Source organism: Citrobacter amalonaticus (assembly GCF_002918555.1).
In the GTDB taxonomy this organism is placed as follows: Bacteria; Pseudomonadota; Gammaproteobacteria; order Enterobacterales; family Enterobacteriaceae; genus Citrobacter_C; species Citrobacter_C amalonaticus_A.
Genome location: NZ_PQMB01000002.1, coordinates 328808 through 342173 on the forward strand (window position 1 = coordinate 328808; position 13366 = coordinate 342173).

The window sequence follows — 13366 nt, forward strand, 5'->3', positions numbered from 1 at the left end:
TGCGGGATAAAACGGCGTCGTCGTTTTGCCCGCGCCTGCGCTGGCCCCGAAGGGGCGAGGCCCAGGGATGGTCCGGGTAACAACGCCAGCGCACCAGCAACGTAAAGTATAACGAGTATATTTGTAATATTTCTGTGTCTGAATCATTTATCCTGCCAGGCATCCGTTATAATCGGTAGCAATCACAGGCTGCGGATGCTCATTATGGAATACCAACTCACACTCAACTGGCCCGATTTTCTTGAACGTCACTGGCAAAAACGCCCGGTGGTGTTAAAGCGCGGATTCAACAATTTTATCGATCCGCTCTCCCCTGACGAACTGGCGGGTCTGGCGATGGAAAGCGAAGTCGACAGCCGCCTTGTCAGTCACCAGGACGGTAAATGGCAGGTCAGCCACGGTCCTTTTGAAAGCTATGATCATCTCGGCGAGAACAACTGGTCGCTACTGGTGCAGGCCGTGAACCACTGGCATGAACCTACCGCTGCGCTGATGCGTCCTTTCCGCGCCCTGCCGGACTGGCGGATCGACGATCTGATGATCTCCTTTTCCGTCCCCGGCGGCGGCGTGGGACCACATCTGGATCAGTACGACGTCTTTATTATTCAGGGGACCGGTCGTCGTCGCTGGCGTGTAGGTGAAAAGCTACAAATGAAGCAGCACTGCCCACACCCGGATCTGTTACAGGTTAACCCGTTTGAAGCCATCATCGACGAAGAGCTGGAGCCTGGCGATATTTTGTATATCCCACCGGGATTCCCACACGAAGGCTATGCCCTGGAAAATGCGATGAACTATTCGGTCGGTTTCCGGGCGCCGAATACGCGCGAGCTGATTAGCGGCTTTGCTGATTACGTTCTGCAACGTGAACTGGGCAACACCTATTACAGCGATCCTGACGTCCCCGCCCGTGAACATCCGGCCGATGTGCTGCCTCAGGAGATGGATAAGCTGCGCGCAATGATGCTCGACCTGATTAATCAGCCAGAACATTTCAAAGAGTGGTTTGGCGAGTTTATCTCCCAGTCACGGCATGAACTGGACATCGCCCCGCCGGAACCGCCGTACCAGCCAGATGAGATCTACGACGCGCTGAAGCAAGGCGACGTGCTGGTGCGACTGGGCGGATTACGCGTACTGCGCGTGGGAGATGAGGTGTATGCCAACGGTGAGAAGATCGACTCTGAGCACCGTCCGGCACTGGAAGCGCTCGCCAGCCACATCGTGCTGACCGCTGAAAACTTTGGCGATGCGCTGGAAGACCCGTCATTCCTCGCCATGCTGGCCGCACTGGTCAACAGCGGATACTGGTTCTTCGAAGGATAAGTTTCGGTTTGCTTTATGCCGGATGGCGCTTTGCTTATCAGGCCTGGATGCGCTCCATCCCGTAGGCCTGATAAGACGCGGTAACAGCGCCATCAGGCTTTACACCATCCGGCATCGACAATTTTACTTCTGCTCTGCGGTCAGTTGCGCAATACGCACAATCACCTGCACCGCTTTCTCCATCCCTTCCAGGGTCACAAACTCATGCTTGCCGTGATAGTTATACCCGCCGGTGAACAGATTTGGGCACGGTATTCCCATAAACGAAAGCTGCGCCCCGTCAGTACCGCCGCGAATCGGTTTTAGCTGCGGATCGATGTCACAGTCACACATCGCCTGCCGGGCAATATCCAGAATGTGCGGATGTTCAACCACTTTCTCGCGCATGTTGTAATAGCTGTCTTCGATCACCAGCTCAATATAGCAGTCCGGGTGTAGCCCCTTGCCGACCTTTTTGGCGATTTCCATCATCTTGCGTTTGCGCGCTTCAAACTGTTTGCGGTCAAAATCGCGAATGATGTAGTGCATATCGGCACGATCAACGGTGCCTTTCATGCTTGCCAGATGGTAGAAACCTTCGTAGCCTTCGGTTGTTTCCGGACTTTCATCCGCCGGAACTTCAGCATGAATACGCGCTGCGAGGGATAACGCGTTAACCATTACGCCTTTTGCAGACCCAGGGTGAACGTTATTACCGACAATTTTGATATTCACCGACGCCGCGTTGAAGTTCTCAAACTCCAGCTCCCCTACGCCACCTCCGTCGACAGTATAGGCCCACTTCGCATCAAATGCCGCGACGTCGAAATGCTTCGCCCCTTTACCGACCTCTTCATCAGGCGTAAAGGCCACACGAATATCACCGTGCGGAATGTCTTTCTGTTTCAGCACCGCCAGCGCGGTCATGATCTCCGCTACGCCGGCCTTGTCGTCAGCGCCGAGCAGCGTTTTACCGTCGGTCGTAATCAGCGTTTGCCCCAGCAGCTGGTGCAGTACCGGGAACATTACCGGTGATAACACTTCATCGCCGATGCCTAACGCGATATCCCCGCCACGATAATTTTCGACAATCTGCGGATTCACATTTTTGCCGCTGAAATCCGGAGAGGTATCCACATGGGAAATAAAACCGATCGCAGGGATATCACCAGCGATATTAGCGGGCAGCGTCGCCATCACTGTCCCTTTATCGCTTAGCGTGACATTAACCAACCCCATTTCTTCGAGCTGTTCTTTGAGCAGATGTAATAGTTTCCACTGCCCCTCGGTACTGGGAACTTGTCGCACTCCCGCCTTCGACTGGGTATCCAAAGACACGTAATGTAAAAAACGCTCAAGTAGTTTATCCATGCAGTCACCCTCACTTTTCGTGACAACATTATCAGTAAGCAACAAAAGACAAATATTGCGTCAGGTCACTTTTATCCCTGCAAACGAGAATATTTCGCTTCCAGCCCCTGAATAATGAAGTGTATACACAAAATCACTCAGGATGCATCGCGGCAGCAAGTGAATGGATCCCCAGAGACGGGTCATGTGCAGCTAATACAGAGGCAGCCTGAAGGATGAAGTGTAGGGTAATTCGTAACAAGGATTGGCGATTACAGCGGTTTGCCGTAGAATGACCGCCCTTATTAAGAGTCACCGAGGTGGTTAACCACAAACCCCGTAACGATCAGCCATCCGTTACGTCTACATGGGACAGAGTAAAAAATTGAATAAACAACCGCGTTCGCTTTCACCGCTGGTGCTTTTGTCAGGAATACGCAAAAGTTTTGATGGTAAAGAGGTCATTTCTCCCCTGGATTTGACCATCAATAATGGCGAATTCCTCACGCTGCTTGGCCCCTCTGGCTGCGGTAAAACCACCGTTCTTCGCCTGATTGCCGGTCTGGAAACCGTCGATTCCGGTCATATCATGCTGGATAACCAGGATATCACCCACGTTCCGGCGGAAAACCGCTATGTGAACACCGTTTTTCAAAGCTATGCGCTGTTTCCCCACATGACCGTATTTGAGAATGTGGCTTTTGGTTTGCGCATGCAGAAAACCCCCGCCGCCGATATCTCTCCCCGGGTGACTGATGCGTTACGCATGGTGCAACTCGAAGAGTTTGCGCAGCGTAAGCCGCATCAGCTTTCCGGCGGCCAACAGCAGCGCGTGGCGATTGCGCGTGCGGTGGTTAATAAACCGCGTTTGCTGTTACTTGACGAGTCGCTCTCCGCCCTGGATTACAAGCTGCGAAAGCAGATGCAAAACGAACTGAAGGCGTTGCAGCGTAAGCTCGGTATCACCTTCGTGTTCGTGACTCACGATCAGGAAGAAGCTCTGACCATGTCCGATCGTATCGTGGTGATGCGGGACGGCAGAATTGAGCAGGACGGTACCCCACGTGAGATCTACGAAGAACCGAAAAACCTGTTTGTGGCCGGATTCATCGGTGAAATCAATATGTTCGATGCGACCGTCATCGAGCGACTGGACGAACAGCGTGTACGGGCAAACGTGGAAGGCCGCGAATGTAATATCTACGTTAATTTCACCGTTAAACCCGGGCAGAAACTGCATGTTCTCCTGCGTCCTGAAGATCTGCGCGTTGACGAAATCAACGACGACAACCACATCGAAGGGCTTATCGGCTATGTGCGCGAGCGCAACTACAAAGGCATGACGCTGGAGTCAGTTGTCGAACTGGAAAATGGCAAGATGGTGATGGTCAGTGAGTTCTTTAATGAAGACGATCCGGACTTTGACCACTCTCTCGACCAGAAAATGGCCATTAACTGGGTAGAAAGCTGGGAGGTCGTACTGGCTGATGAAGAACACAAGTAAATTCCAGAATGTGGTGATTTTCACTATTGTCGGTTGGCTTGTGTTGTTTGTCTTTCTGCCCAACCTGATGATCATTGGCACCAGCTTTTTGACCCGTGACGACGCGAATTTCGTCAAGATGGTCTTTACGCTGGAAAACTACGCACGCCTGCTCGATCCGCTCTATTTTGAAGTCCTGCTGCACTCGCTTAATATGGCGCTGATCGCCACTCTCGCCTGCCTCGTGTTGGGCTATCCATTTGCCTGGTTTCTGGCGAAGCTGCCGGAAAAGGTGCGTCCGCTGCTGCTTTTTTTGCTGATCGTACCTTTCTGGACCAACTCGCTGATTCGTATCTATGGACTGAAAATCTTCCTCAGCACTAAAGGTTATCTCAACGAGTTCCTGCTATGGCTGGGCGTGATCGATACCCCCATTCGCATCATGTTCACCCCGGGCGCGGTGATTATTGGTCTGGTTTATATCCTGCTCCCCTTTATGGTCATGCCGCTTTACTCCAGCATCGAGAAGCTCGATAAACCACTGCTGGAGGCGGCGAAAGATCTGGGTGCCAGCAAAGTACAGACCTTTATTCGTATTATCATTCCGCTGACGATGCCCGGGATCATCGCCGGTTGTCTGTTAGTCATGCTGCCAGCGATGGGCCTGTTCTATGTCTCTGACCTGATGGGCGGAGCAAAAAATCTGCTGATTGGTAACGTTATTAAGGTGCAGTTCCTTAACATCCGGGACTGGCCGTTTGGCGCCGCCACCAGTATTACACTGACCATCGTGATGGGCCTGATGCTGCTGATCTACTGGCGTGCATCGCGCCTGCTGAACAAGAAGGCGGAACTCGAATGATCGGTCGACTGCTCCGCGGCGGTTTTATGACCGCCATTTATGCGTATCTGTATATTCCAATCATTATTTTGATTGTGAATTCCTTCAACAGCTCGCGCTTCGGCATCAACTGGCAGGGTTTTACCACTCACTGGTATAGCCTGCTGATGAACAACGACAGCCTGTTACAGGCCGCGCAGCACTCGCTGACGATGGCCGTGCTATCAGCAACGTTTGCCACGCTGATTGGCTCGCTGACGGCGGTTGCGCTCTATCGCTACCGTTTTCGCGGCAAGCCGTTTGTCAGCGGTATGCTGTTTGTGGTGATGATGTCACCGGATATCGTGATGGCAATCTCTCTGCTGGTACTGTTTATGCTGCTCGGTATTCAGCTCGGCTTCTGGTCGCTGTTGTTCTCGCATATCACCTTCTGTCTGCCGTTTGTGGTGGTCACCGTCTATTCGCGTCTGAAAGGATTCGATGTGCGGATGCTGGAGGCGGCGAAAGATCTGGGTGCCAGCGAAATCACGATCCTGCGCAAAATCATTCTCCCGCTGGCAATGCCTGCGGTGGCGGCAGGCTGGCTGCTAAGCTTTACCCTGTCGATGGATGATGTGGTTGTTTCGTCGTTCGTTACCGGGCCTGGCTATGAAATTCTGCCGTTGAAGATCTACTCAATGGTTAAAGTGGGCGTATCACCCGAAGTGAACGCATTAGCGACAATTCTGTTAGTGCTGTCGCTGGTTATGGTGATCGCCAGCCAGCTTATTGCACGTGATAAAACTAAGGGCCGTTAAGGCCCTTCATTCAGGGGACGTTAAATGATGAAAAAATGGTCACGCCACCTGCTCGCGGCGGGTACTCTGGCACTGGGCATGAGCACCGCCATGGCCTCCGACAACAACACGCTCTATTTCTACAACTGGACGGAGTACGTTCCGCCGGGACTGCTGGAACAGTTCACTAAAGAGACGGGCATCAAGGTTATCTATTCGACCTACGAGTCGAATGAGACCATGTACGCCAAACTCAAAACCTACAAAGACGGCGCGTATGACCTGGTGGTGCCTTCCACCTATTATGTCGACAAAATGCGTAAGGAAGGCATGATCCAGAAGATCGACAAGACGAAGTTAACCCACTTCAATAACCTCGATCCTGAAATGCTCAACAAGCCGTTTGATCCTGACAATGACTACTCTATTCCGTACATCTGGGGCGCAACGGCAATTGGCGTCAACAGCGATGTCATGGATCCGAAAACCGTCACCAGCTGGGCTGACCTGTGGAAACCAGAATACAAAGGCAGCCTGCTGCTGACCGACGATGCGCGTGAAGTGTTCCAGATGGCACTGCGTAAGCTCGGCTACTCCGGTAACACCACCGATCCTAAAGAAATTGAAGCAGCCTATAACGAGCTGAAAAAGCTGATGCCAAACGTCGCCGCGTTTAACTCTGATAACCCGGCAAACCCGTATATGGAAGGCGAAGTGAATCTGGGGATGGTGTGGAACGGCTCGGCGTTCGTGGCACGTGAGGCGGGTACGCCGCTGGACGTGGTGTGGCCGAAAGAAGGCGGGATCTTCTGGATGGACAGCCTCTCTATTCCGGCGAATGCCAAAAATAAAGAAGGCGCGCTGAAGCTGATCGACTTCCTGCTGCGTCCGGACGTCGCGAAAGAAGTGGCGGAAACCATCGGTTACCCCACGCCAAACCTGGCGGCACGTAAGCTGTTAAGCCCTGCCGTTGCGAACGATAAATCACTCTACCCTGACGCAGAAACCATCAGCAAAGGGGAATGGCAGAATGACGTCGGCTCCGCCAGCGCCATCTACGAAGAGTATTATCAAAAGCTGAAAGCAGGACGATAATCAGCGCAAGGCCGGGTGGCAGCATTGCCTTACCCGGCCTGCCGGACGACGATTTACACGCCGGATAAACGCAGCATTATCCGGCACAAAAACCGCTCACAATCCTTTAAGCAACATCCCGACAAACTCCGGCACCACCTGACTAGCCGGGCCATACTGTTTCTCTTCAAACTCACTGCCGACCTGGCTTGGCTCCAGATTCAACTCCACCGTATGCGCGCCATGCAGTTTCGCTTCATGCACAAAGCCTGCCGCCGGATAGACGTGCCCGGAGGTACCGATCGCGATAAAGATATCCGCCATCGCCAGCGCCGTATAGATCTCATCCATCCCGAGCGGCATCTCACCAAACCAGACCACGTGCGGACGCAGCGGAGCCGGAAACTGGCAGCAGTGGCATTTGTCATCCGGCATGACGTCCCCGGTCCAGTCCAGAATCTGTCCGCTCCGGGAGCAACGAACTTTCAGCAGCTCGCCGTGCATATGGATAACATTATGGTTTCCGGCACGTTCATGCAGGTTATCGATATTCTGCGTCACCAGCAGGAAGCGATCGCCCAGCGCCTCTTCCAGTTTTGCGAGCGCGATATGCGCCGGGTTCGGCTGAATTTCCGGCTGCTGAAGCTGGTGTCGCCGCGCATTGTAGAATGACTGCACCAGTTCGGGGTCGCGGGCAAAGCCTTCCGGCGTCGCCACATCTTCTACCCGATGCTCTTCCCAAAGGCCATCCGTAGCGCGAAAAGTACGAATACCCGATTCCGCAGAAATCCCTGCACCTGTAAGGACTAATACTCTTGGTTTTTCCATCAATTCCGGCACCACTCTGTCTCTGAAAAAGATCCGCTGACGCAGGCGTTCGCGCAGATGGCGTTTATTTTTACGAAAACGTCTTAACCGATGACCCTGACGCGACTGCATAACGACCTCTGTGAGTTAATCGGTAAGATGTAAGAAGGCAGCGCCGCGCATTCCGCCAGCATCACCATGACGCGCGCGCTCAATACGTGGTACACGCGCAACAGGAAGAAGATGACGTGGCAGCCTTTCGGCCAGCTGCGCTGTGATTGCCGTAAAGTTCGACAACCCGCCGCCAATCACTACCAGATCAGGATCGACAATCGTCAGGATATTACCAAGACAGACCGCCAGCAGATCCAGATAACGTTCGACGTGCGCCCGCGCGCGCTCATCCCCTTGCTCCCATAATGCGATAATTTCAGGCGCCTGCAACGGTTGATGATAGTAATGCTGGTATAGCCACGCAAATCCGCGACCGGATAAATAGTTCTCGATACAGCCCAGCTGACCGCATCCACAGCGGCGTAGCGGGAAGTCAAAACCCATCAGCGTCAGCGCATCCACCGGCAAACGCATGTGGCCGAACTCACCGGTAATATAGCTATGGCCGGTAACCGGCTTACCGTTAAGGATCAGCCCACCGCCAACGCCGGTACCGAGGATCAGCCCCATCACCAGCGGGTACTGCGTGAACTCATCGTCCCAGGCTTCTGAAAGCGCAAAGCAGTTGGCATCGTTATCAAGACGCACGTCGCGGTCAAGACGCGCGCTGAGATCGGCTCGCAGAGGCCTGCCGCTGGCGGCAGGGACATTGGCGGCGTACAGCGTGCCGTCTTCGGTTTCCGGCATCCCCGGGATACCAATCCCCACTGAGCCTTTCACCCCAAATCGCTGATCAGCTTCCGTGACCAGCTCGCACACCGCATCTAAAAAAGCGTCATAGCTGTCGCGTGGCGTGGGGACGCGCTTTTCCCACTGCAAGCGTCGCTCATTGTCAAACACACCTGACGCAATTTTTGTCCCACCAATATCGAACCCGTAATACATTGCCGCTCCTTGTGTCTACTCGTCATACTTCAGGTGGCGGGGACGTTGGCTTCCCGCCACCCGAATGATTGAGAGCATATATGTATTGCATTTACTGGCCGCTCAGCACTCTGGCAGGATCAATGTTACTGGCGCGCCGCGCCGGGTACCAACTTGCCAGAAGACTCAGCAACAACGCTGTGACCAGCACATAAACCACATCCAGCCAGTGTAATTCGGATGGCAGGAAGTCGATAAAATAGATATCTCCGGAGAGGAACTGATGACCAATCAGCGTCTCAATTCCTTCAATTATTGGCGTGAGCCGTAGCGACACCACAATGCCGATAACCACACCGATCAGGCTGCCTAGCAGGCCAGCCAGCAGCCCGTACCAGACAAAAATGGCGCGGATTAGGCCATCTTTCGCCCCCAGCGTTCTTAATACCGCAATATCGCCGCTCTTGTCTTTTACCGCCATCACTAATGTTGAAACAATGTTAAAACACGCAACGCCGATCACCAGCACCATCGCCAGATACATAATGGCGCGGATCATCTGAATATCGCGATACATATAGCCGTAGGTTCCGATCCAGCTCTTGATGTAGACATAGCTGTTAGTCACCTCGCCTGCGTCCCGTACCAGCTTGTTGGCATTAAAGACATCATTCACTTTCAGCGCGATGCCGGAAACGCTGGAGCCCATATCCAGATACTGCTGCGCATCTTCCATCGGGATCATCGCAAAACTGTGATCGAGTTGACCGCTGAGTTGCAGGATCCCCGCCACATGCAGGCGCACACGTTTAGGCTGCTGAAGCTTGTGGTCAGCGCTGGCGTTAGGGATCATGATCGACACCCAGTCGCCCTGCTTCACCTTCAGCGCATCGGCAACGCCTTTACCAATGATGACCTGCTGCTCACCCGCTTTAAAATTATCCCAGGCATGGTTTTGCACAAACGACGGCAGCGCGCTTAAGCGCTGTTCCTGTTGTGGATCAACCCCCTTAACCTGAATCGCGCGCAGATTCACCCCACTCTCTACCAGCCCGGTGAAGTTGATATAAGGTGCCGCGGCCACAATACCGGGTACCTTCTGGACTTTAGCCAGCGCGTCCTGCCAGTGGGTCCACGGCTGATTCACTGATTCAATTTCACCGTGCGGCACCACCGCCAGAATGCGGTTGTTCAGCTCACGCTCAAAGCCGTTCATCGCGCTCAGGCCGACGATAAGCACCGCCACGCCCAGCGCAATGCCAATGGTAGAGATGACTGAAATCAGCGATACCATGCCGCCGCGCCGCCGCCCCCGGCTAAAACGCAAACCAATCAATAGTGACAGAGGCGAAGCCATTACTCAGCCCCCATCAGGCTGAGTTCCGCCGTCAGGCTGAGTTCCGCCGTCAGGCGTCCGTCGCGCATTTCCAGCTGACGACTCATCCGTTTCGCCAGTTGCAGATCGTGGGTTACCACCAGAAACGCGGTGTCCTGAGAACGGTTTAGCTCTCCCAGAAGCTGAAATATACTGTCGGCGTTTCGCGCATCCAGGTTACCCGTCGGCTCATCCGCCAGCACCAGACGTGGATTATTCACCAGCGCACGGGCAATCGCCACGCGCTGGCGTTCACCGCCAGAGAGTTCAGACGGACGGTGATTAGCACGATGATCCAGGCCAACGGCTTTTAGCATCTCACGCGCCCGCCCGGCGGTCTCAGATGGCTTTTTCTTGCCGATCAACAGCGGCATTGCTACGTTTTCCAGCGCGGTGAAATCCGGCAGCAGGTGGTGGAACTGGTAGATAAAACCGAGCTTCTGGTTACGCAGTTCCGCTTTCGCCGCTGATGAGAGCTTACTCATCGGCTGACCGCTAAAAATCACGTCGCCCGACGTCGGCGTATCCAGACCGCCCAGCAGGTGCAGCAACGTACTCTTACCGGAACCCGAGCTACCGACGATGGCCATCATTTCGCCTTCGCCAATGCTGAAGCTGACATCGTGCAGCACGTCGGTCTGCACGGAGCCTTCCTGATAGCGTTTGCACAGTTTGTCGCATTGCAACAGGATCTTATTCATAACGTAAAGCCTCAGCGGGTTGAGTGGCGGCAGCGCGCCAGGAAGGATAAAGCGTAGAGAGCAGAGCGATAGCCATCGCCACCAGCGCAATAACGATAACCTGCAGCGGTTCAATCGCCACAGGCAGCGCAGCGCCGTCAAGCAGAATACCGATAACTGGCATCAGATTATTCAACTGACTGGCGAGCAGAGCGCCCAGCGCAGCCCCCAGCAGGGCGCCGATAATCCCGGCGCTGGCCCCTTGTACCATAAAGACCATCATGATCTGCCGCGGTGTTAACCCCTGCGTTTGTAAAATCGCCACTTCCCCTTGCTTCTCCATCACCATTAAACCCAGCGAGGTAATAATATTAAAAGCCGCCACCGCCACGATCAGGCTAAGCAGTAACCCCATCATGTTCTTTTCCATGCGCACGGCCTGGAAAAGCTCGCCTTTACGCTCGCGCCAGTCCTGCCATTGGGTTCCTTCCGGGAGCTTTTGCTGGCTGAGGGTATCCACCTTCAGCGGTTCATTCAGCCATAAGCGCCAGCCGGTAATGTTCCCCAGCGGATAGCGCATCAGGCGCGACGCGTCCTGAATGTTGGTCAGCATCTCATAGCCATCCACTTCGCTGTTTGCCGCGAAGGTGCCGATCACCGTGAAAAGTCGCTGGCTCGGCAGACGCCCCATTGGGGTAAACTGGCTGGCCGAAGGCACCATTACACGAATTTGATCGCCGCGGTTAACCCCCAGCTGTCCGGCAAGTTGCTCACCAAGGATGACATTATACTTACCCGGCTCGAGATCGGTTTGCTTCACATTGACCAGATACGGCGTTAAAGGATCTTTTTGCGTCGGATCAATGCCCAGCATCACCCCGACCGCCACGCTGCGGGCGCTTTGCAGTACGACATCGCCGGTGGTAAGCGGCGCAATACGATTCACCCCGTTCAGGGTCACGGCCTTTTCCGGAAGCTGCTGTGGGTTAAGCGAGCCTTGCTCAGATGAGAGAATGGCCTGCGGCATCAGGCCGAGGATGTTGTTTTGCAGTTCACGTTCAAAACCGTTCATCACTGACAATACTGTCACCAACGCCATCACCCCAAGGGTAATGCCGATGGTGGAAAGCCAGGAGACGAAACGACCGAAACGATCTGCTGCACGCCCGCGCATGTAGCGCAGGCCGATAAATAGAGCGACAGGTTGGTACATGAAATCCGTCTGGTTGCTGTTAGCAAAGTCACGAGTATATAAGCGAAAGCAGCATGGGTAAACGTCTGAACCGTAACTGTTCGTCAGCGCTGCGCCAAAAAGTATCAGGAAATCAATTTACTAAATAAATCTACATTTCGGTCCGTTTCCAACCCTGATCTTTATCTTAAAAAATCAAAAAGCAGAATGTTACGCATTACAGCGCCGACGCGGACCCGCAGGATCACTGGCACTGTTGATTAACGCGAGTACGCTGTCCTGATGAAACAAAAAGAACTGTGGATCAACCAAATTAAAGGGTTATGTATCTGTCTGGTGGTCATTTATCACTCGGTGATCACCTTCTATCCTCACCTCACCACCTTCCAGCATCCGTTTGCACAAGTGCTGACCAAATGCTGGATCTACTTCAATCTCTATCTTGCGCCATTTCGTATGCCGGTCTTTTTCTTTATTTCCGGTTATCTGATTCGCCGCTACATCGACAGCGTCCCCTGGAGAATCTGCGTCGATAAACGAATCTGGAGTATCTTCTGGGTACTGGCGCTGTGGGGCGTGGTCCAGTGGCTGTGCTTAAGCGTGCTGAATCAATGGCTGGCGCCCAATCGCGACCTGAACCAAGCATCAAATGCGGCCTACGCGGGTTCCGTCGGTGAGTTTGTCCACGGTATGCTGACCGCCAGTACCAGCCTGTGGTATCTGTATGCGCTGATGGTCTATTTCGTGGTCTGCAAAATATGCCACCGCCAGGCAATACCGCTGTTCGCCCTGTTTGTTGCGCTGAGCGTCGCCATTAACTTTATTCCCACGCCCTGGTGGGGAATGAACAGCGTGATTCGCAACCTGCCGTACTACAGCCTCGGCGCCTGGTTTGGCAACATGCTCATGGTCTATATCAAAGAGGTGCCGCTACGCCGTCACGCCCTGGTTTGCGCAGGTATCATCTTACTTGCCGTCGCCACCTGGCGCATGAATATCTCGCTCCTGCTCTCTTTGGTCTCAATCGTGCTCATCATGAAGTTGTTCTATCAATATGAACAACGCTTCGGCATGCATTCAACAAGCCTGCTTAACATCATTGGCTCAAACACCATTGCGATTTACACCACCCATCGCATTCTTGTAGAAGCCTTCAGCCTTCTGCTGATCCCGAAAATGAACGCTGCCGTCTGGTCTGCACAGACAGAGCTGACGGTGTTGCTGGTTTACCCGTTTGTCTGCCTGCTGCTCTGTACGCTGGCGGGATTGCTGGTACGCAAGATTTCACAGTATGCGTTTGCCGATATCCTCTTCTCCCCGCCCGCTTTACCGGTAGCCGCCAGCAGTTCCCGATAAATCTTTCGCCCCCGTTTGGGGGCAATTCAATTTGCTTATAAGAAACGATCGCGGATAATAAAGAGCATTGCTTATCAGTCATATGCTAA

12 protein-coding genes are annotated in these 13366 nt (G+C 53.7%); 6 read left to right on the forward strand and 6 right to left on the reverse strand.

The genetic code is table 11. The features are described 5' to 3' along the window. Positions 1 to 204 precede the first annotated feature (204 nt). The gene (gene roxA / locus C3432_RS06955) at positions 205 to 1326 is read left to right on the forward strand and encodes a [50S ribosomal protein L16]-arginine 3-hydroxylase (protein ID WP_103776930.1); all 1122 of its coding nucleotides are present in this window, start codon (positions 205 to 207) and stop codon (positions 1324 to 1326) included. Between the two features lie 123 nt (positions 1327 to 1449). Here roxA and pepT read toward each other — a convergent pair whose 3' ends face one another. After that, positions 1450 to 2676: a peptidase T gene (pepT, locus tag C3432_RS06960; RefSeq protein WP_103775925.1), complete on the reverse strand. Its 1227-nt coding sequence runs from the start codon at positions 2674 to 2676 to the stop codon at positions 1450 to 1452. A 346-nt stretch (positions 2677 to 3022) separates the two neighbouring features. Here pepT and potA point away from each other — a divergent pair, with 346 nt between their 5' ends. Genes potA through potD form a run of 4 tightly spaced genes read left to right on the forward strand, consistent with a single transcriptional unit; the run spans position 3023 to position 6850 of the window. Continuing rightward, entirely contained in the window at positions 3023 to 4159 is a 1137-nt protein-coding gene (gene potA / locus C3432_RS06965) for a spermidine/putrescine ABC transporter ATP-binding protein PotA (protein WP_103775926.1), read from the forward strand. Then, positions 4143 to 5000, forward strand: coding sequence for a spermidine/putrescine ABC transporter permease PotB (gene potB / locus C3432_RS06970; RefSeq protein WP_103775927.1), 858 nt, complete (start codon positions 4143 to 4145; stop codon positions 4998 to 5000). Before potA ends, potB begins: the two co-directional genes overlap by 17 nt. Beyond that, entirely contained in the window at positions 4997 to 5776 is a 780-nt protein-coding gene (gene potC / locus C3432_RS06975; RefSeq protein ID WP_103775928.1) for a spermidine/putrescine ABC transporter permease PotC, read from the forward strand. Before potB ends, potC begins: the two co-directional genes overlap by 4 nt. A gap of 27 nt (positions 5777 to 5803) precedes the next feature. Next, positions 5804 to 6850, forward strand: a complete 1047-nt coding sequence (gene potD / locus C3432_RS06980) for a spermidine/putrescine ABC transporter substrate-binding protein PotD (RefSeq protein WP_103776931.1) — start codon at positions 5804 to 5806, stop codon at positions 6848 to 6850. A gap of 96 nt (positions 6851 to 6946) precedes the next feature. Here the strand turns inward: potD and cobB are convergent, their stop codons facing one another. From cobB to lolC, 5 genes are all read right to left on the reverse strand, one after another. Next, complete coding sequence (gene cobB, locus C3432_RS06985; protein ID WP_103775929.1) at positions 6947 to 7768, reverse strand: Sir2 family NAD+-dependent deacetylase; 822 nt, start codon at positions 7766 to 7768, stop codon at positions 6947 to 6949. A 15-nt stretch (positions 7769 to 7783) separates the two neighbouring features. Then, positions 7784 to 8695: an N-acetylglucosamine kinase gene (gene nagK, locus C3432_RS06990; protein ID WP_103775930.1), complete on the reverse strand. Its 912-nt coding sequence runs from the start codon at positions 8693 to 8695 to the stop codon at positions 7784 to 7786. Between the two features lie 91 nt (positions 8696 to 8786). Further along, on the reverse strand, positions 8787 to 10031 hold the full coding sequence (gene lolE / locus C3432_RS06995; RefSeq protein ID WP_103775931.1) for a lipoprotein-releasing ABC transporter permease subunit LolE: 1245 nt from the start codon (positions 10029 to 10031) through the stop codon (positions 8787 to 8789). Next, positions 10031 to 10750 (reverse strand): lipoprotein-releasing ABC transporter ATP-binding protein LolD, encoded by a 720-nt coding sequence (gene lolD, locus C3432_RS07000; protein ID WP_103775932.1) that lies wholly within the window; start codon positions 10748 to 10750, stop codon positions 10031 to 10033. The genes lolE and lolD overlap by 1 nt, the downstream gene beginning before the upstream one ends. Next, positions 10743 to 11942, reverse strand: a complete 1200-nt coding sequence (gene lolC / locus C3432_RS07005) for a lipoprotein-releasing ABC transporter permease subunit LolC (RefSeq protein WP_103775933.1) — start codon at positions 11940 to 11942, stop codon at positions 10743 to 10745. The genes lolD and lolC overlap by 8 nt, the downstream gene beginning before the upstream one ends. A 261-nt stretch (positions 11943 to 12203) precedes the next feature. Between lolC and C3432_RS07010 the strand changes: the two genes are divergently transcribed. Then, the gene (locus C3432_RS07010) at positions 12204 to 13277 is read left to right on the forward strand and encodes an acyltransferase family protein (RefSeq protein ID WP_103775934.1); all 1074 of its coding nucleotides are present in this window, start codon (positions 12204 to 12206) and stop codon (positions 13275 to 13277) included. The last annotated feature ends 89 nt before the right edge of the window (positions 13278 to 13366 follow it).